Genomic DNA, 25,605 nt, shown 5'->3' on the forward strand with positions numbered 1-25,605 from the left:
CCATGCGCATCGGCACCCTCAAGCAAAGCTACATCGCCGACGCGGCGCTGTTCGATTCGCGCACGCAGAAGGTGTGGCTCGCGATCGGCGCGGCGCTGCTCGTGCTGTTCCCCTTCATGGCCAGCGACTACTGGCTGTACCTCGCGTGCCTTGTCGCCATCAACGTCGCGAGCGCCACGGGGCTGAACATCCTCACGGGCTACACGGGCCTCGTGAGCCTCGGGCAGGCCGCGTTCATGGGGCTGGGCGCCTACACCGTCGCGATCATGCAGACGCGGCTGGGCACGCCCTTCTTGCTCAACATCCTTGCGGGCGGCGTGGTCGCGATGCTCGGCGGGCTGGTCGTCGGCATTCCGTCGCTGCGCGTGAAGGGCCTGTACCTGGCCATCGCGACCATCGCCGCGTCGTTCATCACGCACTTCCTGTTCGCCAACCTCAAGCTCACGGGCGGCACCACGGGCATCTCGCTGCCGCCCGCGCAGCTCTTCGGCCTGCCGCTGGACACGTCCTTTCGCCTGTACTGGGTGATTGTTCCGGTGATGGTGCTCATGGTGCTCGGCGCGGCCAACCTGTTTCGCACGCGCGTGGGGCGCGCCTTCATCGCCATCCGCGATCGCGACATCTCGGCCGAGGTGCTGGGCATTCCGCTCTTGCGCTACAAGCTGCTGTCGTTCGGGCTGTCGTCGTTCTACGCGGGCGTGGCGGGTGGCCTGTGGGCCTACTTCTTCCGCGTGGTCACGCCCGAGAGCTTTCCGCTCCTGATGTCGATCTTCTTCCTGGCCGCCATCATCGTCGGCGGCATGGGCACCATCCTGGGCGGCATCTTCGGCGCCGTGTTCATGACCATGGTGCCCGAGCTGCTCAAGCTGGTGGTCGACCTGCTGCCGGGCGGCGTCGAGATGACCGTGTTCCTCTCGCCGGTGCGCACCGTCGTCTTCGGCCTGCTGATCGTCGGATTTCTGGTGTTCGAGCCGCACGGGCTCGCAGAAGTGTGGCGGCGCCTGCGCCGCTTTTTCCATCTATGGCCGTTTCGTAACTAGAACCAGGAGACACACATGCCCAAGACAACGAAGAAGCCTTCTCACCAGCGCCGCGCCCTGCTGCTCGCAGCCGGCCTGGCCGCCACCGTGCCCTTCGCCGCGCACGCGCAAGCCAACGAAGACATCGTCATCGGCGGCTCGATCCCGATGACCGGCGTGTTCGCCTTCGCGGGCGTGGGCATCAACGCCGGCATTGCCGATTACGTGAAGATGGTCAACGACGCGGGCGGCATCAAGGGCCGCAAGCTGCGCTACGTACCGGAAGACACGGGCTACAAGGTCGACGTGTCGGTGGCGGCCTTCAAGAAGATCACGAGCCAGAACAAGGTCAACCTCTACTACGGCGACTCCACCGGCTTCTCCAAGACCATCAACCCCGAGCTGGACCGCGGCGGCCAGATCCTGATGGCGGGCGCCTCGTTTGCCACCGAGCTCAACGACCCGGCCAAGTACCCGAACCAGTTCCTGGTGGGCCCCGACTACACCGAGCAGATCGGCATCCTGCTGCGCCACATCGCCAAGGAAAAGCCGGGCGCGAAGGTGGCCTTCGTGTACTCCGACTCCGAATTCGGCCGCGACCCCATCGAGGCCAGCGAAGCCGCTGCCAAGAAGCTGGGCCTGAGCGTGCCGGTGAAGCTCATGACGCCCGCGGGCAGCGTCGACGTGTCGACCGAGGTCATCAAGCTGCGCCGCGCCGCGCCCGACTACACCATCTTCCACGGCTACATCCTGGCGCCCATTCCCGAGTTCGTGCAGCAGGGCAAGCAGATGGGCATGACCAGCAAGTGGATGGGCACCTTCTGGACCATGGACAGCTCCACCGTCATGAAGATGGGCGAAGGCGGCGACGGCTTCATGGGCGTCATGCCCTACCGCTACTACTACGACACCTCGGCCAAGGCGCCGATGCTCGACAAGATCCGCGCGCTGCGCCCCGAGTACCAGAGCACGGCCTACACGCAGGGCTTCCTCACGGCGATGCTGTTCACCGAGGCCGCCAAGCGCACGCTCGACGCCGGCAAGCCGCTCGATGGCAAGAACCTGAAGGCCGCGCTCAACACCATCAAGGACTTCGACACCGGCGGGATCATCGGCACGCCGATCACCATCAAGGGCAACTCCATCCCCGTGGGCCGCGTCTACAAGGCCGACATGAAGGCGCAGAAGATGGTGCCCGCGTCGGACTGGATCGCACTGAACTGACCGACACGATGGACGCGCGCGCGGCACCGCCCGACCTCGTGCTCGAGGTCAACAACATCGAGGTGGTCTACAACAAGGTCGTGCAGGTCTTGCGCGGCCTGTCGCTGGCCGTGCCGCGCGGACAGATCGTGGCGCTGCTGGGCAGCAACGGCGCGGGCAAGTCGACCACGCTGAAGGCGGTGTCGGGCCTGCTCGCGCTGGAAGACGGCGAGGTCGAGGCCGGACGCATCGTGTTCGATGGCGCACCGACCGAGCGGCTCGCGCCGCAGCAGCTGGTGCGGCGCGGCCTGAGCCATGTGATGGAAGGCCGGCGCGTGTTCGAAGACCTCACGGTCGAAGAGAACCTGGTCGCCGCGACCTACGCGCTGACGGGCCGCACGGGCGTCGCGCCCGCGTCGCGCAACTTCGACGACGTCTATGCCTACTTCCCTCGCCTGCACGAACGCCGCAAGGGCCTCGCGGGCTACCTCTCGGGTGGCGAGCAGCAGATGCTCGCCATCGGGCGTGCGCTGGTGGCGCAGCCCCAGCTGATCCTGCTCGACGAGCCCTCGCTGGGCCTGTCGCCCAAGCTGGTCGAGGACATCTTCACGATCATCGCGCGCATCAACGCCGAGCGCGGCACCTCGATGCTGCTGGTGGAGCAGAACGCCAGCGTGGCACTGGCCATCGCCCACACGGGCTACATCATGGAAAGCGGCAAGGTCGTGATCGACGGCAGCGCCGAGCGCCTCGCGGCCGACCCCGACGTGCGCGAGTTCTACCTGGGCGTGGGCGGCAGCGGCGAATCGCGCAGCTTCCGCGAGCTGAAGCACTACAAGCGCCGCAAGCGCTGGCTGTCATGACGACGAACCCGCTCCCTTCGCTCACGCTGCCGCAGATGCTGCGCGAGCAGGCACGCCTGCAGCCGCAGCGCATCGCGATCCGGCAGAAGGATTTCGGCATCTGGCATCCGCTGGACTGGGCTGGCTACCTGCAGCGCGCCAGCCGCTTCGGCCTGGGCCTGCACGCGATGGGCCTCGCGCCCGGCGGGCACCTGGGCGTGATCTCGGAGAACCGCGTCGAGTGGCTGCTCGCGCAGATGGGCGCGGGGCTCATCGGCGCCGTGACCGTGGGCGTGTACCCCACCAGCCCGAGCAACGAGGTCGCCTACGTGGTCGGCCATGCGGACATCGAGGTGATCGTCTGCGAGGACCAGGAGCAGACCGACAAGGTGCTCGACGCCCTCGACCAGCTGCCGAGCCTGCGCAAGATCGTCGTGATCGAGACCAAGGGCCTCGCGAGCTACCCGCCCGAGGTGCGCGAGCGCATCGCGACCTTTGCGGAGGTCGAGCAGGCCGGCGCCGAGGTGCTGGCACGCGACGGCACCGCATTGATCGACGCCGCGCTGCAGCGCCAGACGCTGGCCGACATCGGTTTGATGATCTACACCTCGGGCTCCACCGGCAAGCCCAAGGGCGCGATGATTTCGTACCGCAACATCCGCGGCGTCGTGCCCGGCATCGTCGATCGGCTCGGGCTCGACGGCAGCACCACGCACCTGTCGTACCTGCCGCTGTGCCACGTGGCCGAGCAGATGCTCACGGCCTTCGTGCCGCTGTACCTGGGCTCGCAGGTCAACTTCGGTGAATCGATACGCACCGTGCAGGAAGACCTGCGCGAGGTGGCGCCCACCATGTTCCTCGGCGTGCCGCGCATCTGGGAAAAGCTGCACGCGGGCATCAGCATCAAGATGCAGGAAACCGGGCGGCTGCAGCGCGCGCTGTTCCACAAGGCCATCGAGGCCTGCGCGCCGCTGGCCGAGAAGCCGCGCAGCGCCTGGACGCTGGCCGAGCGCGGCCGCTTCGCCCTCGCCTACTGGACCGTGCTGCGCGCGCTGCAGAACTTCATCGGCCTGCGCCGCGCGCGCATCGCGCTCACGGGCGCGGCGCCGATTCCGGCGGACGTGGTGCGCTTCTTTCGCACGCTGGGCGTGCCGCTGGTCGAGGTGTACGGGCTCACCGAATCGACCGGCATGGTCTCGGGCCACCGCGCCGACGCCGTGACCATCGGCACCGTCGGGCCGCCCACGCAGGGCACCGAGCACCGCGTGGGCGCAGCCGGCGAGCTGCTGGTGCGTGGCGACATGGTGTTCGAGGGCTACTACAAGAACCCCGAGGCCACGGCCTCATCGATCCGCGATGGCTGGCTGCACACGGGCGACGTGGTGCGCGAGGAAGCCGGCGGGCAGCTGCGCATCGTCGACCGGCTGAAGGACATCATGATCACCGCCGGCGGCAAGAACCTCACGCCCTCGGAGATCGAGAACACCATGAAGGGCAGCCCCTTCATCAAGGAATGCATCGTGGTGGCGGACGGCCGCAAGTTCGTCGGCGCGCTGCTGCAGATCGACTACGAGACAGTCGGCAAATGGGCCGAGGCGCAGCGCCTGCCCTTCACGCATTTCCGCTCGCTGGTGGAAGAACCCAAGGTGCGCGCGCTGATCGAGGCCGAAGTGGCGCGCGGCAATGGGAAGCTGGCGCAGGTGTCGCAGATCAGACGTTTTCATCTGCTCACCAAAGAGTTGGACCATGACGACGGTGAAGTCACCGCGACCATGAAGGTGCGGCGCTCCAGCATCTACAAGGCCTACGCCAACGAGATCGAGGCGCTGTACAGCGCCTGATCGGGAAGAAAAAGGATCAGTCGCCGCGCACGGGCCGGGCCCGCACGTCGGTCACATCGTCGGCCGGGCCCAGCACGACCGGGCTGCGCACCGACTCGCCGCGCGCACGGGCGCTGACCACATCGGCCGCCGTCGGCTCGGCCGGCTGTTGTGCCGCATGGCGAAATCGGTCGAAGCCCGAGCGCGGGTTGAAACGCATGACCCAGGGCGTCACGGGCTTGCCCGTGAGACGCCCCCAGGCGTAGCGCACACCCCACACCGCCGCCAGCAGCAGGGCCGCCACGGCCAGGCTGGCCGCGAAGACCAGCCCCAGAAGCAGAAGAATGACGCGAAGAATGAAGTTCATCATCCGACTTTAGGCCGATGCAGCCGCCGTTGGTTCCCCGCCCTTGCGGAACGAGAACTGGCCCGGCGACTGGATCGGGTCGGTTTCGACCTCGATCGTGTCCTTCGGCCCGAAGCTGCCGTCCAGCAACAGCTTCGAGAGCGGGTTCTCGATGCGCTGCTGGATGGCGCGCTTGAGCGGACGGGCACCGAACACCGGGTCGAAGCCGACCTTGGCGATCTCGGCCAGCGCCGCAGGCGACACCTGCAGACCCAGGTCCATCTTCGCCAGGCGCGCCTGCAGCACCTTGAGCTGGATCGCGGCGATCGATTCGATGTTCTTCGCGTCGAGCGCGTGGAACACGACGGTCTCGTCGATGCGGTTCAGGAACTCGGGGCGGAAGTAGTTCTTCAGCTCGTCCCACACCGCCTCTTTGATCTCTTCGCTCGGCTGGCCCACCATCGACTGGATGATCGGCGAACCGATGTTGCTGGTCATCACGATGACGGTGTTCTTGAAGTCCACGGTGCGGCCCTGGCCGTCCGTGAGGCGACCATCATCGAGCACCTGCAGCAGCACGTTGAACACGTCGGGGTGCGCCTTCTCGACCTCGTCGAGCAGCACCACGCTGTAGGGCTTGCGGCGCACGGCTTCCGTGAGGTAGCCGCCCTCTTCATAGCCCACGTAGCCCGGCGGCGCGCCGATGAGGCGAGCAACCGAATGCTTCTCCATGAACTCGCTCATGTCGATGCGGATCAGGTGGTCTTCGCTGTCGAACAGGAAGCCCGCGAGTGCCTTGCACAACTCGGTCTTGCCCACGCCCGTGGGGCCGAGGAACAGGAACGAACCCGTGGGGCGGTTCGGATCGCTCAGGCCCGAGCGCGAGCGGCGGATCGCGTTCGCGACCGCACCGATGGCCTCGTCCTGGCCGACCACGCGTTCGTGCAGCTTGTCTTCCATGACGAGCAGCTTGTCGCGCTCGCCTTGCATCAGCTTGGCGACCGGGATGCCGGTGGCACGCGCCACGACCTCGGCGATTTCTTCCGAACCGACCTGCGTGCGCAGCAGCGTGGGCGCGCTGGACTTGCCCTTGCTCGCCTCGCTCTCCTCGGCTTCCTTCAGGCGCTTTTCGAGCGCCGGCAGCTGGCCGTATTGCAGCTCGGCGACCTTGTTGAAGTCGCCCTTGCGCTTCCACTCTTCGATCTGGAACTTGATCTTGTCGATGTCTTCGCGCACGTGCGCGCTGCCCTGGGCCTGGGCCTTCTCGGCCTGCCAGATCTCGTCGTAGTCGGCGATCTCTTTTTGCAGCTTGGTGATCTCGTCCTCGATGAGGCCGAAGCGCTTCTGCGAGGCCTCGTCCTTTTCGCGGCGCACGGCTTCGCGTTCGATCTGCAGCTGGATCAGGCGGCGGTCGAGGCGGTCCATGACCTCGGGCTTGGAGTCCATCTCGATCTTGATCTTGGCCGCGGCCTCGTCGATCAGGTCGATGGCCTTGTCGGGCAGGAAGCGGTCGGTGATGTAGCGATCAGACAGCTCGGCCGCGGCCACGATGGCCGGGTCGGTGATCTGCACGCCGTGGTGCACTTCGTACTTCTCCTGCAGGCCGCGCAGGATCGCGATGGTGGCCTCGACGCTGGGCTCGCCCACGATGATCTTCTGGAAGCGGCGCTCCAGTGCAGCGTCCTTCTCGATGTACTTGCGGTATTCGTCGAGCGTGGTCGCGCCCACGCAGTGCAGCTCGCCGCGCGCGAGCGCGGGCTTGAGCATGTTGCCCGCGTCCATCGCGCCTTCGGCCTTGCCGGCGCCGACCATGGTGTGCAGCTCGTCGATGAAGACGATGGTCTGGCCTTCGTCCTTCGCGAGTTCGTTGAGCACGGTCTTCAGGCGCTCTTCGAATTCACCGCGGAACTTGGCGCCGGCCAGCAGCGCGGCCATGTCGAGCGACAACACCCTTTTGCCCTTGAGCGACTCGGGCACCTCGCCCGCGACGATGCGCTGGGCCAGGCCTTCGACGATGGCGGTCTTGCCCACGCCGGGTTCGCCGATGAGCACGGGGTTGTTCTTGGTGCGGCGTTGCAGCACCTGGATGGCGCGGCGGATTTCCTCGTCGCGGCCGATGACCGGGTCGAGCTTGCCCAGGCGGGCGCGCTCGGTGAGGTCCAGGCAGTATTTCTTGAGGGCTTCGCGCTGGCCTTCGGCGTCGGCGCTGTTCACGCCCTGCCCGCCGCGCACGGCCTCGATGGCGGCCTCGAGCGACTTGCGGCTCAGGCCGTTGTCCTTGGCGAGCTTGCCGATGTCGGCCTTGCTGTCGGCCACGGCGAGCAGAAAGAGTTCGCCCGCAATGAACTGGTCATTGCGCTTGATGGCTTCCTTCTCGGTCGCCTGCAGCAGCTTGCCCAGCTCGGGGCCGACCTGCACGATGTCGTGGCCCTGCACCTGGGGCAGTTTCTTGATGGCGCCTTCAGCGGCCTGCAGCAGCCCGGGCACGTTGACGCCGGCACGCTCCAGCAGGGCGCGCGGGCCGTCGTCCTGGCGCAGCATCGCGACCAGCAGGTGCGCCGGTTCGATGTAGGCGTTGTCGCTGCCAAGGGCGAGCGACTGGGCGTCGCTCAGTGCTTCCTGAAATTTGGTGGTGAGTTTGTCTTGTCGCATGGTGGTATTCCTGCATCCAAAATAGGGCTGTTCGGGCACGATTCAAGGTTGCGAATCGGATTTGCACCCTGGGCACGGGTATTGCACCGGGCCCCGCACCGTCCTGCCGTAGGCATTTCTCTCTTTCTTCGAATGGAGTCGATCATGGTTTTTTCAATGCAGCGCGTCCAACCGATGCGCCGCGCGTTCAGCGTGGGTCTCTTGGCTGCGGCCATGGGCATGGCCGGCCTGGCGCAGGCCCAGAGCGGCACGCCGGTGCGCCTGCTGGTGGGCTTTCCCGCCGGCGCGGGCACCGACGCCATTGCCCGCACCCTGGGCGAAAAGCTCAAGGACGTGCTGGGCGTGCCCGTGGTGGTCGAGAACCGCGCGGGCGCGGGCGGCCAGATTGCGGCGCAGGCGCTGAAGGCCGCGCCGGCCGACGGCCACACGCTGTTCCTGTCGCATGACCACTCCATCTCGATCCTGCCGCAGGTGGTGAAGAACCCGGGCTTCAACCCTGCGACCGACTTCGTGCCCGTGGCCGGCTTTGCCACCTTCGCCAACGTGCTGGCGGTGTCGGGCGGCACGCCGGCCAAGAGCATCGACGAATACGTGAAGTGGATCCGCACGCAAAAGGGCGGCAAGGAAACCATCGGCGTGCCGGCACCGGCGTCGATCCCCGAGTTCCTGGTGAAGATGATCTCGGACAAGTACAAGATCGACGTGCAGCCCGCGCCCTACCGCGGCAGCGCGCCCATGACGGCCGACATGCTGGGCAACCAGATCACCGCAGGCATCGCCTCGGTGCCCGACTTCATCGAGAACCACCGCGCGGGCAAGGTGCGCATCGTGGCCTCCATCGGCGCCAAGCGCCAGGCGCTGCTGCCGAACGTGCCGACCTTCACCGAGCTGGGCTTTGCGAACCTGGAAGACCTGCCCTACTACGGCATCTTCGCGCCGGTGGGCACGCCGCAAGCCGTCATCGACAGGTACGGCGACGCGCTGCAGAAGGTGCTGGCCATGCCCGACGTGAAGCAGAAGCTCACCACCATGGGCCTGACGGTCGGCTACGAGCCCCAGGGCCAGTTCGCGGGCCGCGTGCGCACCTACACGCAGACCTGGGAAAAGATCATCCAGGCGAGCGGCTTCAAGCCCTGAGCTGCGCGGCCTGAGACGGCCGTCACATGAGTGATCTTCGGCCCGGTGGGGTCCCTCTACGATGGGACCTCACCTTCCAACAACAAAGCCGGAGACACATCCCTCATGCGATTCACGACCCTCGCCGCCTCGCTGGCGGCCGCGCTGCTGCTCGGCGCCTGCGGCAGCACCGCGCCCATTTCTCCTGCCGAAGTCGGCGAATTGCGCCCGGGTTCGGGCTACCTCAAGGGCTACCTGCCCGCCGCCGAACTGCCCGACAGCCTCGCCCTGCTGCCGGCGCCTCCGGCCGAGGGCTCGGCCGCGCTGGCGGCCGACGGCGCCACCTTCCGCGCGCTCACGGCCCTGCAGGGCACGCCGCGCGGCGCACTGGCGGTGCAGGACGCCAACCTCAAGTTTCCGAAGGCCGCCGAGGTGTTCTCGTGCGCGCTGGGCATGCCGATCTCCGAGCAGGCCACGCCGAACCTGAACATGCTGCTGCGCCGCACGCTGGCCGATGCCGGCACGGCCACCTACAAGGCCAAGAACACCTACAACCGCACGCGCCCCTTCGTGGCGTTCAAGACCGGCAGCTGCACGCCCGCCGAAGAAGCCTCGCTGGCCAAGGACGGCTCCTACCCCTCGGGCCATTCGGCCGTGGGCTGGGCCTGGGCTTTGGTGCTGACGGAACTCGCGCCCGAACGCGCCGATGCGCTGCTGCAGCGCGGCCGGGCCTTCTCGCAAAGCCGCGCGATCTGCGGCGTGCACTGGCAGAGCGACATCGAGAACGGTCGGCTGGTCGGCGCGGCGACCGTGGCCAGGCTGCACACAAACCCGGTGTTCCAGGCGCAGATGGCAGGCGCCCGGTCGGAGATTGCGAAGGCACGCACGGCGGGCGCAGTGCCCGCTCAGGACTGCAGTGCAGAAGCCAAGGCGCTCGCCACCTCGGCGCTGATCGCACCGTAAGTCTCGAACGCCCCGCTCAGGTGGCGCTATTCGAAGCAGCGATGCCCCAGCGCGCCAGCGCCTCGTCGTCGGTCACGCGGGCATCGACCCAGCGGGCGCCTTCGGGCGTCTGCTCCTTCTTCCAGAACGGCGCCTGCGTCTTCAGGTAGTCCATCAGGAACTCGCAGGCCTGGAAGCTCTGGCCACGGTGGGCGGACACCACCGCCACCATCATGATCTGGTCCAGCGGCTGCAGCAGCCCCACGCGGTGGATCACGCGCGCACCCAGGATGTCGAAGCGCTTGTGGGCCTCGTCGATCATGGCCTCGATGGCCTTCTCGGTCATGCCGGGGTAGTGCTCCAGCTCCATCGAGGCGATGGTGCTGCCGTCATTGCGGTCTCTGACCGTGCCGATGAAGCTGCAGACAGCGCCGACGCGCGCGTCGGCCGCGCGCAGGGCGGCGATCTCGGCACCGGCGTCGAAGTCGGCCGTCTGGATGGAAACGCGAGGGAGCGAGGACATGCCCAAATTGTGGCACTGCCGCCCTACACTGCGCCGATGCCGGCCCCCACGTCGCAGCCCCTGACACCCGACGATGTCGAGATGCTGCGGCGCGTCGACCTTGCCGCGCGCACCCCGGCCGCCGGCCTGGCGGTGCTCGCCGTACTGCTGGCGGGCTGCGCCCTCGTCTTCGTGGTGATCGGGCGGCTGCCCGGCGCCCCGGCGGGCCTGGCCCTGGCGATGAACGCGGCGGCACTGGTCACCTTGCTGCTGGACGTGTGGCTGTTCACCCATCGGGCGCGGATCGACCGGCGCCTGGCCCAGGCCACCCGCAAGGCCCTGGCGAAGAACAGCAAGTTCACCGTGGCCGGCACCGTGGACCACGTGGCCGCCCTGCCCGGCGGCGCGCTGCGCTACACGGTCGACGGCCAGTTCCATGTCGACGTCGTGCCGGTGCTGGGCCTGGACGCGCCTCGCAGCCACGCCACGGGCCGGCCGCTGACGGCGGTGCGGCACTTGGCGCAGGCGCCCGTCGAGATCGAATGCGTGGCGCGCGACAACGCCGTGCATCTGCTGCTGCGCACGCGTTATCCGATGGCGCGCCAGGCTACGCGCACCGAGCGGCCGGCCACCTCGCGCGACCGTCGGCGCGCCGGGCGCTCGGACCGCCGCTTCATGGGCGTCGTGCTGGCGGGCGGCGCGGTCCTGGCGATCGGGACGGCGTGGGCCGACGGTTTTCGCCCGGGCTTCGGCCTGTTCATGGCGGGGTACGCGGCCGCCATCTGTGCGCTGGTGTTCGCGGTCGGCGTGCTGCCGCCGCTGCTGCGCGCACGCCGGTTCACGCACCTGCACACGGTGAGCGGGCCGGTCACCGAAATCCTCACGGCCCAGGTGCCGCAGGGCAAGCACACGGCCGAGGTGCGCTGGTTCCGGGTCGACGGCCAGCTGTTCGGCGCACTCGACCTCAAGACCGACGCGCAGCTGGGCAACCAGGTCACGGTCGAGCTCCTGGGCAATGCCCGCGCCGCCGAGGGCGGCCGTGTCGTGAGCCTGCAACGCAGCGCCACCGCACCGCCGGCCTAGGCGCGACAATGCAGCCCATGCCTTCGCGCCGCACGTCCATCCGCCTCTCGCCTTCGTTCGAAGGCCAGGCACGCGCGCGCCAGGGCAACAAAGCCAAAAAACCAAAGCTCGTCTGACCGGAGCCGAGGTTCCGTCGTCGGATGAGCGACGGAACCTGCCAAGGCTTTGGCCCCTCTTGGGTTGCGCGCGCATCGGACGGTGGTTCTTTCCATCGGTCGATTCCTGAAAGGAAGCCTGCGTGCCACATCAACAACCAACCGCCGACACCGCCACCGATTTCTCGGGCCTGTGGGTCGCCCTCGTCACCCCGTTCCGCGACGGCGCGGTCGACCACACCGCGCTGGCCGCGCTCGTGCGCCGGCTCGCCGACGACGGCGTGACCGGCTTCGTGCCCTGCGGCTCCACCGGCGAGGCCGCCGCGCTCGACGAGGCCGAGCAGCTGGCCGTGCTCGATACCGTGCTGACCGCCGCGGGTGGCCTGCCGGTCGTGATGGGCGTGTCGGGCTACCACCTGGGCAAGGCCACGGCGTGGGCGCGCAAGCTCTCGGAACGCCCGCTGGCGGGCCTGCTGGTGGCCGCGCCGCACTACATCCGCCCGTCGCAGGCCGGCGTGCTCGAGTGGTTCCACGCCATCGCCGATGCCAGCACGGTGCCCGTGCTGGTCTATGACATCCCCTACCGCACCGGCGTGACGATCGCGCGCGAAACGCTGCTGACGCTGGCCGAGCACCCGCGCATCCGCGGCATCAAGGACTGCGGCGGCGACATGGCCAAGACGCGCGCGGTGATCGCCGACGGCCGGCTGCAGGTGCTCACGGGTGAAGACCACCAGATCTTCGCCACCATGGCCGAAGGCGGCGTGGGCGCCATCGCGGCCAGCGGCCATGTGCAGACGAAGCGCCTCGTGCGGCTGGTGCGCCTGCTGGCCGAGAACCGGCTGGCCGAGGCGCGCGCCGAATGGCAACCTCTGCAACCGCTGCTGGAGATGCTGTTCGCCGAACCCAACCCGGGCCCACTGAAGGCCTTGCTGGCGCATGCGGGTGAACTGCGGGACGAGCTGCGCTCGCCGATGACGCGCGCGTCGGACGGCCTGCGCGAGCGCCTCGTGGCGCTGGACGCGCGGCTCAGCCGCCCGTGACGGGCGGAAAGAACGCGACTTCGCAGTCGTCGCGCAGGGCGGCGGCTTCGTCGCTCATGGCCTGGTCGAGCGCCATGCGCACGGCCTTGCCGCGTGCGAGCGCGCTGGCGTAGGCGCCGCCGCGGGCGATGAGTTCGTCGCGCAGGGCGGCCAGCGTGCCGGCGGCCGTGTCGACGGTTTCACCGCTGCTGGACAGTGCCTCGCGCACGGAGGCGAAATAACGGATGCGGACCTTCATGGGAGATTCAGCCGAGCAGCGATGCGAGAGGAATGAAGTTCACGGTGTCGCCGGACTGGATGGTCCGGCCCGCCGGGTTGTCGACCAGGCCGTCGCCCCAGACCATCGAGGTGAGCACGCCCGAACTCTGGTTGGCGAACAGGTCGAGCCCGCCCGCCGCGTTGCGCCGCACGCGCAGGAACTCGCGGCGCTTGTCGGCGCGTGGCCAGTCGAAATCGGCGCGCAGCGGCACGGCTGCGGGCGCCACGCGCGTGGCCCCCTGCAGCGCGAGCAGGAAGGGCCGCACCAGCATCAGGAAGGTCAGGAAGCTCGACACCGGATTGCCGGGCAGCCCCGTGACATGGCAGGCGCCCTGCCCGTTCCTGCGTGCGATGGAGCCGTAGGCGAAGGGCTTGCCGGGCTTCATCGACAGCGACCACAGCTGCAGCTCGCCCAGCGACTGCAGCGCGGCGCGGATGTGGTCCTCTTCGCCGACCGAGACCCCGCCGGTGGTGATGATCAGGTCGCTCGCCTCGGCCGCCTCGCGCAGCGCGGCGATGGTGGCTTCGCGGTTGTCGGGCACGATGCCCAGGTCGTTCACTTCGCAGCCCAGGCGGTGCAGCAGCGCGCGCATGAAGAAGCGGTTCGAGTTGTAGATCGCGCCGGGCTTCATCGCGTCGGGCGCGACCTCGCCGGGCATCACCAGCTCGTCGCCGGTGGAGAGCATGGCCACGCGCGGCTTGCGCGCGACCTGCAGCTTGTCGAAGCCGACGCTGGCGGCCAGGCCGAGCGCGGCGGGCGTGAGGCGTTCGCCGCGCTGGAGCACCACGTCGCCCGAGGCCACGTCTTCGCCTGCGCGGCGCACCCACTGGCCGGCCACGGGCTCGATGGCGATGCGCACGGCACCCAGGCCACCTTCCTGCGGCGTGGCGGTCGTGTCTTCCTGCATGACGACCGCGTCGGCGCCTTCGGGAATCTGCGCCCCCGTGAAGATGCGCGCCGCCGTGCCGGCCGCGAGCGGCGTGCCGACGGTGCCGGCGGGAATGCGCTGCGTCACCGCCAGCTCGGTGCCGGGCGTGGCGCAATCGGCCGCGCGCACGGCGTAGCCGTCCATCGCGCTGTTGTCGCGCGGCGGCACGGTGAGGCCCGAGACGAGGTCCTGCGCCAGCACGCGTCCGTCGGCGTCGAAGGTGCCGACGCTTTCGGCCGGCAGCAGCGGCCGGGCCTTGGCGAGCAGCACCGCGATCGCTTCATCGAGCGGCATCAACGGCGGGCGCGAGGACGAGGCGGCGAAGGGAACGGGAGAGGAATCAGCCATGGTGTCCGGGGTTGTAGTCGAAGCGCTCGCCGCTGTCGATCAACCACGTGGCAATGGCCTCGGCGTCGTTGAGGTCGAGCACCGGGCGCGCCGTGGCCTCGGGCAGGCCGTCCGGCGCATCGGTGGCGATGGCGGTGACAAAGGGGTCGTCGATGTAGAGCGCGGGGCGCGGCGCCTCGCCGTCGCCGCTCGGGCGCCAGACCTCGATCTTGAGCACGTCGCTGTGCCGGAAGCCCTCGACCAGTGCCCAGTCGACCGCCGGATGCAGCTCGGCGAGCAGCTGGTGCACCGTGAGCTCGACCGGCACCTCGAATTCGCGCATCAGCGCCAGCCGCTGGTCGGACGCGACGACCACCTCGAAGGCCCCGGCCTGCCGGTGGCGCCAGGTGTCCTTGCCGACGTGGTCGATGTCGAAGCGGTGGTGCGCATGCTTGACCACCGACACGCGCAGCCCGCGCTGCTTGAGCACGGGAATCAGGCGCTCCACCAGCGTGGTCTTGCCTGCGCCGGAATACCCGGCGAAGCCGACAACCTTCATGCCGCGGACGCTCCGGTCAGTCGCAGTGCTGGGCGATGTAGGCCTTGACGGCCTCGGCATCGGCCGGCAGCTGGACCACGCGCTTGGGCAAGGCTTCGATGCCTTCGAACTTCTTCGGGCGCGCGGGCTCCTCGCCCAGCGCCTCGACCACCGTGGCCGCGAACTTGATCGGCAGCGCGGTCTCGAGCACCACCATCGGCACGCCGGGCGTGAGCTGCTCGCGCGCGGCCTTGAGGCCGTCGGCGGTGTGCGGGTCGATCAGCGTGGCGAAGCGCTTCTCGGTGTCACGGATCATCGCGAGCCGGTCGGCGTGCGTGCTGCGGCCGCTGCGAAAGCCGAAGCGCTCGGCGGCCTGCTTGAAGGCCGGGTCGGCGCTCAGGTCGAAGCTGCCCGTCAGGCCCAGGTCGTCCACGAACAATTGGCGCAGGCGGTCTGCATCGCGGCCGACCAGGTCGAACACGAAGCGCTCGAAGTTGCTGGCCTTGCTGATGTCCATCGACGGGCTGGAGGTTTCGTGCGTGTCGACCGCCGCGCGCACGCGGTACACGCCGGTGCGGAAGAACTCGTCGAGCACGTCGTTCTCGTTGGTGGCGACCACCAGCGTCTGGATCGGCAGGCCCATCATGCGCGCCACGTGGCCCGCGCAGACATTGCCGAAGTTGCCCGAGGGCACGGTGAAGCTCACGGGCTTGTCGTTGCTCGCGGTGGCCTGGAAGTAGCCCGCGAAGTAGTAGACGACCTGCGCCAGCAGGCGCGCCCAGTTGATCGAGTTGACCGTGCCGATGCGGTACTTGCGCTTGAAGCCCAGGTCGTTCGACACCGCCTTGACGATGTCCTGGCAGTCGTCGAACACGCCGGTGATGGCGATGTTGTGGATGTTGGCGTCCTGCAGGCTGAACATCTGCGCCTGCTGGAACGGGCTCATGCGCCCGTCTGGCGAGGTCATGAAGACGCGCACGCCCTTCTTGCCGCGCATGGCGTACTCGGCCGCGCTGCCGGTGTCGCCGCTGGTGGCGCCCAGGATGTTGAGCTCGGCGCCGCGGCGGGCCAGTTCGTACTCGAACAGGTTGCCCAAGAGCTGCATCGCCATGTCCTTGAAGGCCAGCGTGGGGCCGTTGGACAGGGCTTCGAGGTACACGCCGTCTTCGAGCTCGCGCAGCGGCACGATCTCGTCGGTGCCGAACACCTCGGCCGTGTAGGTCTTCGCGCAGATCGCCTTCAGGTCGGCCGCGGGAATGTCGTCGATGTACAGCGAGAGGATTTCGAAGGCCAACTCGGCGTAGGGCAGCGTGCGCCATTTGGCGAGCGTGGCGGTGTCGACCTGCGGGTACGTCTCGGGCAGGTACAGGCCGCCATCGGGCGCCAGGCCTTCGAGGAGGATTTCGCAGAAGCGCTTGCGGTCGGCGTGACCGCGGGTGCTCAGGTAGTTCACTTCAACTCTTCCTTGCGGATGCGCACGATGGGCTCGAGCACGGTCGGCAGCGCTTGCAGTTCGGCCATGACGTCGTTGACGGTGCCTTCGCGCGCGTCGTGCGTGAGGATGATGAGGTCGGTCTGCGTCGAGCCTTCGCCGCCCACTTCGTCGGCTTCGCGCTGCAGCACGGCGTCGATGCTGATGCCGGCGGTGGCCAGCAGGCCCGTCACCTTGGCGAGCACGCCGGCCTGGTCGGCCACGCGCAGGCGCAGGTAGTAGCTGGTGACGACCTCGGCCATCGGCAGCACCTTCAGGTCGCTCATGGCGTCGGGATGGAACGCCAGGTGCGGCACGCGGTGTGCGGCGTCGGCGGTGTGCAGGCGGGTGATGTCGACGAGGTCGGCGATCACGGCGCTGGCGGTCGGCTCGCTGCCGGCGCCCTTGCCGTAGTACAGCGTGGTGCCCACGGCGTCGCCGTGCACGACCACGGCGTTCATGGCGCCCTCGACGTTCGCCAGCAGGCGCTTGGACGGCACGAGCGACGGGTGCACGCGCAGCTCGATGCCCTGGGCGGTGCGCTTGGTCACGCCCAGCAACTTGATGCGGTAGCCGAGCTGCTCGGCGTACTTGATGTCCTGCGCGGCAAGCTTGGTGATGCCTTCGACGTGAGCCTTGTCGAACTGCACCGGAATGCCGAAAGCGATGGCGCTCATCAGCGTGACCTTGTGCGCGGCGTCGACGCCTTCGATGTCGAAGGTGGGGTCGGCTTCGGCGTAGCCCAGGCGCTGGGCCTCCTTCAGCACGGTGGCGAAGTCCAGGCCCTTGTCGCGCATCTCGGACAGGATGAAGTTGGTCGTGCCGTTGATGATGCCGGCCAGCCACTGGATGCTGTTGGCCGTGAGGCCTTCGCGCAGCGCCTTGATGATCGGGATGCCGCCGGCCACCGCGGCCTCGAAGGCCACCATCACGCCCTTGGCGTGCGCGGCCGCGAAGATCTCGGTGCCGTGCACGGCGAGCAGCGCCTTGTTGGCCGTGACCACGTGCTTGCCGGCCGCGATGGCCTCGAGCACCAGTTGCTTGGCGATGCCGTAGCCGCCGATGAGCTCGATGACGATGTCGATGTCGGGGTTGGCGATGACTTCGCGCGCATCGGCGACCACCTTCACGCCTTCGCCGGCCACTTCGCGGGCACGGGCGGTGTCGAGGTCGGCCACCATGGTGATCTCGATGCCGCGGCCTGCGCGGCGCTTGATTTCTTCCTGGTTGCGCTGGAGCACCTTGAAGGTGCCGCTGCCGACCGTGCCTGCGCCGAGCAGGCCTACTTGGATGGATTTCATGGGAGGGGTCGCGTTCATGGTTTGGATGAGGTGAGAGACGGTGCTGCGGCGTCCACGAGGCGGCTGACATAGCGCGGCAGGCTCCAGGCGCCGCCCGCGAAACCGCGGCACATGCCGTCGCCGGCCGCGCCGGTGCGCACGAAGGTCGTGCCGTTGAAGTGCCAGGTTTCGCTCGACCAGCAATCGCCGATGCCGCGGCCCTTCATGGAAGAGGTGACGCTGGCGTCCTTGTCGTCGAACTCGCCGCTTGCCTCGAGCGACATGGGTGTATAGGGCGGCTTGTCGTTGGCGGTCCAGAGCAGCGTGGTGTAGTTGTACGCGCCCACGCCGCAGCCCAGCGCCAGCAGCACCTTGCGGTCGTTCAGGCGGTGAACCTCCACCGACCTGGCGTTGACCTGGTCCTGGTTGTTGCACCGCTCGCGCGCGTCTTTCAGGTCGAGCGACGGAAAGACGCGTGCGGCCAGCGCGTCGTCGCCAGGCCGCGCCCTCGGCGGCTTGACCACATGGACGATGGGCATGGGCACCGGCGGCAGCACGGAAGATTCGGGCTTGGCGCCCTTGCGCACCAGCGCACCCGGGGTGCCGACGCGGCCTTGTGCTTCGTCCATTTTCAGCAGCACGGCGTTGAGGCCGGCGAGCGACAGCGTCCACTTCTTGCCGCCGTTGGCCGTGACGGTGGCGTCGTCGCTCTTGAGCAGTTCGGGCAGCACGGCACGGATCTGGCCCTGGTCGAAGCTGGCGGTTCCCGCGTCGAGGCCGGACAGGGCGGCCTTGCCGACCTTGAAGCGCAGCGGCCCCTTGGCACTGCCGTCATCGCCGATCTGCAGCTGGACGTCCAGGGCCGTGTTCGGCCCGGCCGCGCGGGTGATCAGCATCGACACCTGCTGGTGCTCCCCGCCGTCCGCCTGGTAGCCGGCGGCGCGGCAGGTCAGCGTGTTGTCGCAGACCAGCTCCCAGTCGTTGTGCGAGAACGAGACCGGCTCTTTCTTCCCGGCCGCGCCGACAGACAGTGCGCCCAGCAACAGCGCGGCAGCGACGCAGGCGGATTTCATGGTCCCGTCTTGCGACGCAACCGGTACTGCTCCAGGAACCTGGCGATGCGGTTGATGGCCTCGCGCAAGTCGTCTTCGTGGGGCAGGAACACGATGCGGAAGTGGTCCGGCGTGGCCCAGTTGAAGCCGGTGCCCTGCACCAGCATCACGCGGGTTTCCTTCAGCAGCTCGAGGAAGAACTGGCGGTCGTCCGCGATCGGATAGACCGCGGGGTCGAGCTTGGGAAACATGTAGAGCGCGGCGCTGGGCTTGACGCAGCTCACGCCCGGGATGGCGGTGATCAGCTCGTAGGCCAGGTCGCGCTGGCGGCGCAGGCGCCCGCCTTCGCACACGAGGTCGTTGATGCTCTGGTAGCCGCCGAGCGCCGTCTGGATCGCCCATTGGCCCGGCACGTTGGCGCACAGGCGCATGTTCGAGAGCATGTTCAGGCCCTCGATGTAGTCACGCGCGCTGCGCTTGTCGCCCGACACCACGAGCCAGCCGGCGCGGTAGCCGCACGAGCGGTAGCTCTTGGAGAGCGAATTGAAGGTCAGCGTGAGCACGTCGGTCGACAGGCTGGCGATGGCCGTGTGCTTGACGCCGTCGTACAGCACCTTGTCGTAGACCTCGTCGGCGAAGATCACGAGGCCGTGCTCGCGGGCGATCTCGACGAGGCTCTTGAGCAGCTCGTCGGAATACAGCGCACCGGTCGGGTTGTTCGGGTTGATGACCACGATGCCCTTGGTGCGCGGCGTGATCTTGGCGCGGATGTCGGCCAGGTTCGGCATCCAGCCGTTGTCCTCGTCGCACAGGTAGTGCACCGGCGTGCCGCCCGACAGACTCGTGGAGGCGGTCCACAGCGGGTAGTCGGGGGCCGGCAGGAGCAGCTCGTCGCCGTCGTTGAGCAGCGCGTTGGTGGACATGGCGATCAGCTCGCTGGCGCCGTTGCCCAGGTAGATGTCGTCGAGCGTGACGCCCGCGATGCCCTGCTTCTGGGTCTCGTGCATCACGGCCTTGCGCGCCGCGAAAACGCCCTTGCTGTCCGAGTAGCCCGCCGAGGTCGGCAGGTTGCGGATCATGTCCTGCTGGATCTCCTCAGGCGCATCGAAGCCGAACACGGCCAGGTTGCCGATGTTGAGCTTGATGATCTTCTGGCCTTCTTCCTCCATCTGCTTGGCGGCGTCCATGATGGGACCGCGGATGTCATAGAGGACGTTGGCCAGCTTGGCCGATTTCTTGAGCTGCTTCAAAGGGGCCCTCCCGGGCGGGTTTACTCGAAGGTCAAAGGCCCCTGCGGGCCTCGTGTCACTAGGGAAAACCTATAATTTGACCACAGTTCCCAGTGCCCCGATGAAGCTCCAGCCCGACAAATCCGACGTCCAGACCCTCACCGCACACGGCCCCGGCTGGGTCGCGATCAACAACGAAAAGGTGGAGGGCAGCGTGGTCGTGGGTTCGCGTGGCGAACGCTTTGCCTGGGATTGCACGCGCTTTGACCAGCTGGGCCCCGAACAATTCGCGCAATTGGCGTCGTTGGGCGCCGAATTGGTCATTTTCGGCAGCGGCAACCGCATCCGATTTCCCCAGCCCGCATGGCTGCAGCCCCTGATGGCGCAACGCACCGGCGTGGAGACCATGGACACCCCTGCGGCCTGCCGCACCTACAACATCTTGGCCGGCGAAGGCCGGCACGTCATCGCCGCCCTGCTCGTCGAGAGCCCGGCGGGTGGCTGAGAGAGGGGTTTTCGAGGTAAAATACCGGGTTGCGAACCGGCCAGCTACCCCAAGTTAGCAACGACCAATCCTCCGTTCATCGAGCAAGCCCGAAAAAGGCTGAGAGGGCTCGGAGAACGGAATCTAACGGAGAAAACAAGTTTCATGGCGATCGTTGTCAACAAACCCATTCCTGAATTCGACGCCAACGCCACGGGCGGCATCAAGGTTTCGAACACCTCGCACCTCGGCCACGTCATGGTCATGTATTTTTACCCGAAAGATAACACTCCGGGTTGCACGACCGAAGCGATGCAGTTCCGCGACCACTACAAAGACTTCGAAAAAGCCGGTGCCACGGTCTTCGGCGTCTCGCGCGACAACATGAAGTCGCACGACGAATTCAAGGCCAAGCTCGAACTCCCCTTCGAACTCATCGCCGACACCGAAGAAAAAATGTGCCACATGTTCGGCGTGGTCAAGAACAAGATCATGTACGGCAAGAAGGTCAAGGGCATCGAGCGCAGCACCTTCCTGATCGGCGCCGACGGCATCCTGAAGGCCGAATGGCGCGGGCTCAAGGTTCCGGGCCATGTCGAAGACGTCCTCAAGGCCGTCAAGGCACTCAAGAAGGCCGCCTGATCGCGCCGCAAGGCACCGGGCGTGCGCTTTTGCATCAAGTCGTGGGAATTGCCCCACGCAGTGTGCAAAGAGCCTCTGGTGCGTCTTTTGCGGTGTGCATAATGGCCTCATGCCGTTGAGCTCCACGACCGCATCCTCCGAACGAAGCCGCCTGGGTCTACAGGCGGCTTTTTCGTTTTCCGGCCCTCCTCTTTCTTCCTTGCGAGCGACCTGACCCATGCCATTGCCTCCCGCCCCCACAAAACGCGCCGCATTGCTCTCGCCGGATGCCATCGACGCACCCGCCCGTCCCTCGCACAGAAACTCGCGCCGTTCCGGCGATTCGCGCGACGACGCCCCCGCCAAGAGCGGACCGCAGCCGCTGGAGCTGTTCGACAACCTCGGCACGGAAGGCGGCGGCGAAGCGCCTGTCGCACGCCCGGCACGCCGCTCGAAGACCAAGGCTGCACCCGCCCCGGCACCCACGTCGGCACCGGTGAGCGCACCGCAGCAGCAACAACAACCCGCGATGGTGCAGGTCGAGACGCGCGTGCCCACGCCCGCCCCGGCAGCCGCCTCGCCCGTCGCGGCGCCCCAGCAGACCCCGGCACGCCCCAAGCGCAAGTCCACCGGTCCGGCCAAGCTGTTCGTGCTCGACACGAACGTGCTGCTGCACGACCCGATGTGCCTGTTCCGCTTCGAGGAACACGACATCTTCCTGCCGATGATCGTGCTGGAAGAGCTCGACGGCCACAAGAAGGGCACGACCGAAGTCGCGCGCAACGGCCGCCAGACCAGCCGCACGCTCGATGCGCTGGCCGCCGCGCAGGACGCCGACATCGACAAGGGCCTGAAGCTGGACACCACCGGCCACCGTGAAGCCGGCGGGCGCCTCTTCTTCCAGACCGCCCCGCTCGACTACTCGCTGCCGATCAGCCTGCCCCAGGGCAAGGCCGACAACCAGATCCTGGGCGTGGTGCACGCGCTGCGCGACGAGTACGCCAAGGACCGCCCGGGCAAGCCGAAGCAGGAAGTGGTGCTGGTGTCCAAGGACATCAACATGCGCGTCAAGGCGCGCGCGCTGGGCCTGGCCGCCGACGACTACCAGAACGACAAGACGCTGGAAGACGGCGACCTGCTCTACGCCGGCTCGCTCGCCCTGCCGCCCGATTTCTGGACCCGCCAGAGCAAGACCGTCGAAAGCTGGCAGAGCGGCAGCAACACCTTCTACCGGATCAGCGGCCCGCTGGTGCCCAACCTGTACATCAACCAGTTCGTCTTCTTTGAGGCACCCGGCGAGCCGAGCATGTACGCACGCGTCACCGAGATCCGCGACAAGACCGCGGTGCTCAAGACGCTCAAGGACTACAGCTCGGGCAAGAACGCGGTGTGGGGCGTGAACACGCGCAACCGCGAGCAGAACTTCGCGATGAACCTGCTGATGGACCCCGAGATCGACTTCGTCACGCTGACCGGCACCGCCGGCACCGGCAAGACGCTCATGGCGCTGGCCTCCGGCCTCACGCAGGTGCTCGACGACCGGCGCTACACCGAGATCATCATGACCCGCGCCACCGTGAGCGTCGGTGAAGACATCGGCTTCCTGCCCGGCACCGAGGAAGAAAAGATGGGCCCCTGGATGGGCGCGCTGGACGACAACCTCGAGTTCCTGGCCAAGGGCGACGGCGGCGGTGCCGGCGAGTGGGGCCGCGCGGCCACCAACGAGCTGATCCGCAGCCGCATCAAGGTCAAGAGCATGAACTTCATGCGCGGACGCACCTTCCTGAACAAGTACGTGATCATCGACGAGGCACAGAACCTCACGCCCAAGCAGATGAAAACGCTGATCACCCGCGCCGGCCCCGGCACGAAGATCATCTGCATGGGCAACCTCGCGCAGATCGACACGCCCTACCTCACCGAAGGCTCGTCGGGCCTCACCTTCGCGGTCGACAAGTTCAAGGGCTGGCCGCACGGCGGGCACATCACGCTGGCGCGCGGCGAACGCTCGCGCCTGGCCGACTTCGCAAGCGACGTGCTCTAGATTCATCGGCTCTGGCCGACACAAGCCCGCGCATGCTCCCGGAGCATCGCGGGCTTTTTTTCGCCCGCCATGACAGGCTACTGACAAGACGTTGTCAGGAGGCGGCTCGCACCATCCAGGCTCCTTCCAACGCAACGAACGAAAGAGAGCTCTTCATGACCACCCATGCCATCACCTGGTTCGAGATTCCGGTCGCCAACCTGGACCGCGCCCAGGCCTTCTACGAAACCGTGCTCGCGCGCAAGCTGCGCCGCGAAGACTTCGGCGGCAATCCCCTGGCCGTGTTTCCCTACGACGACCCCGCCACCGGCGGCGCGCTGAAGCCCGGCGCCAACACCAGTGCGCAGGCCGGCAGCGGCATCCACGTGTACCTCGACTGCATGCCCAGCATCGATGCCGTGCTCTCGCGCGTCGAAGCGGCCGGCGGGCAGATCGTGGCCCCCAAGTCGGCGCTGCCGCCGGGCATGGGCTTCATCGCCCACCTGCGCGACACCGAAGGCAACGAAGTCGGCCTGCACGCCCCGGCCTGAGACACCATGGCACAACGCAACTGGATTGCGGTCGCCAGCGCCGAGCACGCCCGGCGCGGTCGGGACCACCGGCCGCTCGGGTTCATGCAGGTGGGCCACGGCAAGCTCGCGCCGCTCAAGCGCGTGGCGGCGGGCGATCGCGTGGCCTACTACGCGCCGGCCACGGTGTTCGGCGGCACGGACAAGCTGCAAAGCTTCGTGGCGCTGGGCATCGTGCAGCCGGGCGATCCGTACGAGTTCGACATGGGCAACGGCTTCGTCCCGTGGCGCCGCGACGTGGCCTACGTCGCCGCGCACGAGGCGCCCATCGCCCCGCTGATCGAACGCCTCGCCTTCATCGAAACCCCGAAGCAATGGGGCTACAAGTTCCGCTTCGGCCTGTTCGACATCGCCGACATCGACATGAAACTGATCGCGCAGACGATGAAGGCCGAACCGAAGGCGCTCTTGTTTTGAGCGCTTTCGCCCTCCTCATCCGCCACTTCCGGAGAAACAACGCATGGACCCCATCCGCCAACACCACGACGCCTTCCGCGTCTCCGGCCTCACGGTACGCACCACCAACCGCGAAGAGATCGACCCCGCCACCGCACGCATCGGCGCGCTGTGGAACCGCTTCTTCGGCGAACAGACCTACGAGTCGACGCCCCACCGCACCAGCGACACACGCATCTTCAGTGTCTACTCCGCCTACGAATCGGACGCGCACGGCGCCTTCGACATGACGGCCGGCGTGGCCGTCTCGGATGGCGCCAACAGCGTCGCCATCGAAGCCGGCGACTACCTCGTGTTCACCGGCCGCGGCGAGATGCCGCAGATGGTGATCGCCACCTGGCAGCGCATCTGGCAGTATTTCGAGGCGCACCCGGAAATCGTGCGCCGCTACCGCAGCGATTTCGAAGCCTACGAGGGGCCGGACGCAGTGGCGATCCACATCGGAGTCTCATGAGCACACGCAAGGGCTGGCGCGACAGGCTGGCCGGCTACCCGAACCTGCCGAACGTGAAGGCCATCCCCCCGGCCATGCGCGCGCGGCACGGCGAGGGCACCATCGCCACGCCCTCGCCGGCCGAAGTCGAGGAAGCCATGCGCGGCGTGCCCGAAGGTCGGCTCGCGACCGTGCTCGGTATCGGCGAAGACATCGCGGCACGCCACCAGGCCACCATCGGCTGCACCGTGACCACGGCCATCTTCGCCCACATGGTGGCCCACGCCACCGAGGAAGCCATGATGACGGGCGCCGGTCGCACGCCAGGCACGCCGTACTGGCGCACGCTCAAGATCGGCGGCGAGCTCAACCCGAAGTACCCGGGTGGCATCGAGGCCCTGATGTCGCGGCTCGAGGCCGAAGGCCACACGGTGGTCCAGCGCGGCAAGCGCTACTTTGTCGAGGACTTCGCCAGGAAGCTCGTCGGAACGCGTTGATGCGCCGCGCCGACCGCCTCTTCCAGCTCGTGCAGCTCATCCGCGGCCGCCGGCTCACCACGGCCGCCTTCCTGGCGCAGCGCCTGGAGGTGTCGGAGCGCACGGTGTACCGCGACGTGGCCGACCTGCAGCACCAGGGCGTGCCGATCGAGGGCGAGGCCGGCGTCGGCTATCGGCTCGGCGCGGGCTTCGAGCTGCCGCCGCTGATGTTCACGCAGGACGAGGCATCGGCGCTCGTGGCCGCCGCACGCATGACCCAGAGCTGGGTCGATCCGGCGATGGCGCGCAACATCGAGACGGGCCTGGGCAAGATCCTGTCGGTGCTGCCGCCGGCGGCGCGCGTGTCGGCGGAGGCGCTGGCGCTGTATGCACCTGCGCTCGGCCTCGACGACGCCCTGCGCACCCGGCTGCAGACGCTGCGCGAGGCCGTGCAGGCGCACCAGAAGCTGCGGCTGCACTACCGCGACGTCTCGGGCGATGCCAGCGAGCGCACGGTGCGTCCACTGGGCTGCTTCTACTGGGGCAAGGTCTGGACGCTCTCGACGTGGTGCGAGCTGCGCAACGATTTCCGCGGTTTCCGGGTCGACCGCATGGAGGCGGTGGAGGTGCTCGCGACGCGCTTCCAGGACGAACCCGGCAAGACGCTGGCCGACCTGCTGCGGCAGGTGAAGGCCGAGGCACAGCGCCACAAGGTGTGGGAGCAGAAGCCGCCGGCCTCGACGTCCGAGCCCGGCGGCGATGCCGGCTGACGAGC

General features: G+C 67.9%; 26 protein-coding genes. 16 read left to right on the plus strand and 10 right to left on the minus strand.

What is annotated here, in order from left to right; all coding sequences use genetic code 11:
* Nucleotides 1-2: 2 nt before the first annotated feature.
* From AC1RAA_RS09060 to AC1RAA_RS09075, 4 genes are read left to right on the plus strand one after another with little or no spacing between them, the layout of a single operon-like run.
* A complete protein-coding gene (locus AC1RAA_RS09060) occupies nt 3-1,040 on the plus strand; it encodes a branched-chain amino acid ABC transporter permease (protein WP_070059585.1) in 1,038 nt (345 codons plus the stop codon).
* 15 nt (nt 1,041-1,055) lie between these two features.
* Nucleotides 1,056-2,243, plus strand: coding sequence for an ABC transporter substrate-binding protein (locus AC1RAA_RS09065; protein ID WP_492732430.1), 1,188 nt, complete (start codon nt 1,056-1,058; stop codon nt 2,241-2,243).
* An 8-nt stretch (nt 2,244-2,251) separates the two neighbouring features.
* Complete coding sequence (locus AC1RAA_RS09070; protein WP_095744716.1) at nt 2,252-3,085, plus strand: ABC transporter ATP-binding protein; 834 nt, start codon at nt 2,252-2,254, stop codon at nt 3,083-3,085.
* Entirely contained in the window at nt 3,082-4,905 is a 1,824-nt protein-coding gene (locus tag AC1RAA_RS09075; protein WP_492732432.1) for an AMP-dependent synthetase/ligase, read from the plus strand. The genes AC1RAA_RS09070 and AC1RAA_RS09075 overlap by 4 nt, the downstream gene beginning before the upstream one ends.
* Nucleotides 4,906-4,921: 16 nt before the next feature.
* Here the strand turns inward: AC1RAA_RS09075 and AC1RAA_RS09080 are convergent, their stop codons facing one another.
* Together AC1RAA_RS09080 and clpB are read right to left on the minus strand one after the other, a co-directional pair.
* Nucleotides 4,922-5,251, minus strand: a complete 330-nt coding sequence (locus tag AC1RAA_RS09080) for a hypothetical protein (RefSeq protein ID WP_223301262.1) — start codon at nt 5,249-5,251, stop codon at nt 4,922-4,924.
* 9 nt (nt 5,252-5,260) lie between these two features.
* The gene (gene clpB / locus AC1RAA_RS09085) at nt 5,261-7,882 is read right to left on the minus strand and encodes an ATP-dependent chaperone ClpB (protein WP_369632197.1); all 2,622 of its coding nucleotides are present in this window, start codon (nt 7,880-7,882) and stop codon (nt 5,261-5,263) included.
* A 156-nt stretch (nt 7,883-8,038) separates the two neighbouring features.
* Here clpB and AC1RAA_RS09090 point away from each other — a divergent pair, with 156 nt between their 5' ends.
* Both AC1RAA_RS09090 and AC1RAA_RS09095 read left to right on the plus strand, forming a co-directional pair.
* Complete coding sequence (locus tag AC1RAA_RS09090) at nt 8,039-9,019, plus strand: Bug family tripartite tricarboxylate transporter substrate binding protein (protein WP_307694197.1); 981 nt, start codon at nt 8,039-8,041, stop codon at nt 9,017-9,019.
* Between the two features lie 105 nt (nt 9,020-9,124).
* The gene (locus tag AC1RAA_RS09095; RefSeq protein ID WP_492732433.1) at nt 9,125-9,961 is read left to right on the plus strand and encodes an acid phosphatase; all 837 of its coding nucleotides are present in this window, start codon (nt 9,125-9,127) and stop codon (nt 9,959-9,961) included.
* Nucleotides 9,962-9,977: 16 nt separating this feature from the next.
* Here AC1RAA_RS09095 and AC1RAA_RS09100 read toward each other — a convergent pair whose 3' ends face one another.
* Nucleotides 9,978-10,463 carry a molybdenum cofactor biosynthesis protein MoaE gene (locus AC1RAA_RS09100; protein ID WP_447743081.1) on the minus strand — a complete coding sequence of 162 codons (486 nt, stop codon included), beginning with the start codon at nt 10,461-10,463 and terminating at the stop codon, nt 9,978-9,980.
* A 36-nt stretch (nt 10,464-10,499) separates the two neighbouring features.
* Here AC1RAA_RS09100 and AC1RAA_RS09105 point away from each other — a divergent pair, with 36 nt between their 5' ends.
* Together AC1RAA_RS09105 and dapA are read left to right on the plus strand one after the other, a co-directional pair.
* Complete coding sequence (locus AC1RAA_RS09105) at nt 10,500-11,525, plus strand: hypothetical protein (protein WP_492732434.1); 1,026 nt, start codon at nt 10,500-10,502, stop codon at nt 11,523-11,525.
* 238 nt (nt 11,526-11,763) lie between these two features.
* Nucleotides 11,764-12,663 (plus strand): 4-hydroxy-tetrahydrodipicolinate synthase, encoded by a 900-nt coding sequence (dapA, locus tag AC1RAA_RS09110; RefSeq protein WP_492732435.1) that lies wholly within the window; start codon nt 11,764-11,766, stop codon nt 12,661-12,663.
* On the opposite strand, the gene AC1RAA_RS09115 is transcribed toward dapA, so the two are convergent.
* The 7 genes from AC1RAA_RS09115 to AC1RAA_RS09145 are packed head-to-tail and all read right to left on the minus strand — an operon-like array spanning nt 12,650 to nt 19,768.
* Complete coding sequence (locus AC1RAA_RS09115) at nt 12,650-12,901, minus strand: MoaD/ThiS family protein (RefSeq protein WP_070059592.1); 252 nt, start codon at nt 12,899-12,901, stop codon at nt 12,650-12,652. The genes dapA and AC1RAA_RS09115 overlap by 14 nt on opposite strands.
* Before the next feature lie 7 nt (nt 12,902-12,908).
* Complete coding sequence (locus AC1RAA_RS09120; protein ID WP_492732437.1) at nt 12,909-14,198, minus strand: molybdopterin molybdotransferase MoeA; 1,290 nt, start codon at nt 14,196-14,198, stop codon at nt 12,909-12,911.
* The gene (gene mobB / locus AC1RAA_RS09125; RefSeq protein WP_095744706.1) at nt 14,191-14,736 is read right to left on the minus strand and encodes a molybdopterin-guanine dinucleotide biosynthesis protein B; all 546 of its coding nucleotides are present in this window, start codon (nt 14,734-14,736) and stop codon (nt 14,191-14,193) included. Before mobB ends, AC1RAA_RS09120 begins: the two co-directional genes overlap by 8 nt.
* Before the next feature lie 16 nt (nt 14,737-14,752).
* Nucleotides 14,753-16,168, minus strand: coding sequence for a threonine synthase (gene thrC, locus AC1RAA_RS09130; RefSeq protein WP_492732439.1), 1,416 nt, complete (start codon nt 16,166-16,168; stop codon nt 14,753-14,755).
* The gene (locus AC1RAA_RS09135; RefSeq protein ID WP_062472989.1) at nt 16,165-17,487 is read right to left on the minus strand and encodes a homoserine dehydrogenase; all 1,323 of its coding nucleotides are present in this window, start codon (nt 17,485-17,487) and stop codon (nt 16,165-16,167) included. Before AC1RAA_RS09135 ends, thrC begins: the two co-directional genes overlap by 4 nt.
* A 14-nt stretch (nt 17,488-17,501) precedes the next feature.
* The gene (locus AC1RAA_RS09140; RefSeq protein WP_492732441.1) at nt 17,502-18,539 is read right to left on the minus strand and encodes a DUF1176 domain-containing protein; all 1,038 of its coding nucleotides are present in this window, start codon (nt 18,537-18,539) and stop codon (nt 17,502-17,504) included.
* Nucleotides 18,536-19,768, minus strand: a complete 1,233-nt coding sequence (locus tag AC1RAA_RS09145) for a pyridoxal phosphate-dependent aminotransferase (protein ID WP_492732443.1) — start codon at nt 19,766-19,768, stop codon at nt 18,536-18,538. The genes AC1RAA_RS09140 and AC1RAA_RS09145 overlap by 4 nt, the downstream gene beginning before the upstream one ends.
* Nucleotides 19,769-19,868: 100 nt before the next feature.
* Between AC1RAA_RS09145 and AC1RAA_RS09150 the strand changes: the two genes are divergently transcribed.
* The 8 genes from AC1RAA_RS09150 to AC1RAA_RS09185 all read left to right on the plus strand — a co-directional run bounded on the left by AC1RAA_RS09150 (nt 19,869) and on the right by AC1RAA_RS09185 (nt 25,600).
* The gene (locus AC1RAA_RS09150; protein ID WP_062472996.1) at nt 19,869-20,252 is read left to right on the plus strand and encodes an Mth938-like domain-containing protein; all 384 of its coding nucleotides are present in this window, start codon (nt 19,869-19,871) and stop codon (nt 20,250-20,252) included.
* A 144-nt stretch (nt 20,253-20,396) separates the two neighbouring features.
* Nucleotides 20,397-20,873, plus strand: coding sequence for a peroxiredoxin (locus tag AC1RAA_RS09155; RefSeq protein ID WP_062472998.1), 477 nt, complete (start codon nt 20,397-20,399; stop codon nt 20,871-20,873).
* Nucleotides 20,874-21,090: 217 nt separating this feature from the next.
* Complete coding sequence (locus AC1RAA_RS09160; RefSeq protein ID WP_492732445.1) at nt 21,091-22,896, plus strand: PhoH family protein; 1,806 nt, start codon at nt 21,091-21,093, stop codon at nt 22,894-22,896.
* A gap of 155 nt (nt 22,897-23,051) precedes the next feature.
* On the plus strand, nt 23,052-23,426 hold the full coding sequence (locus AC1RAA_RS09165; RefSeq protein ID WP_492732447.1) for a VOC family protein: 375 nt from the start codon (nt 23,052-23,054) through the stop codon (nt 23,424-23,426).
* A 6-nt stretch (nt 23,427-23,432) separates the two neighbouring features.
* The gene (locus AC1RAA_RS09170) at nt 23,433-23,882 is read left to right on the plus strand and encodes an EVE domain-containing protein (protein ID WP_492732449.1); all 450 of its coding nucleotides are present in this window, start codon (nt 23,433-23,435) and stop codon (nt 23,880-23,882) included.
* A 43-nt stretch (nt 23,883-23,925) separates the two neighbouring features.
* Nucleotides 23,926-24,375 (plus strand): GyrI-like domain-containing protein, encoded by a 450-nt coding sequence (locus tag AC1RAA_RS09175; RefSeq protein ID WP_492732451.1) that lies wholly within the window; start codon nt 23,926-23,928, stop codon nt 24,373-24,375.
* Complete coding sequence (locus AC1RAA_RS09180) at nt 24,372-24,851, plus strand: MGMT family protein (RefSeq protein WP_492732453.1); 480 nt, start codon at nt 24,372-24,374, stop codon at nt 24,849-24,851. The genes AC1RAA_RS09175 and AC1RAA_RS09180 overlap by 4 nt, the downstream gene beginning before the upstream one ends.
* A complete protein-coding gene (locus AC1RAA_RS09185; RefSeq protein WP_369647647.1) occupies nt 24,851-25,600 on the plus strand; it encodes a helix-turn-helix transcriptional regulator in 750 nt (249 codons plus the stop codon). The genes AC1RAA_RS09180 and AC1RAA_RS09185 overlap by 1 nt, the downstream gene beginning before the upstream one ends.
* The last annotated feature ends 5 nt before the right edge of the window (nt 25,601-25,605 follow it).

Source organism: Variovorax sp. GW823-FHT04F07, from assembly GCF_058795995.1.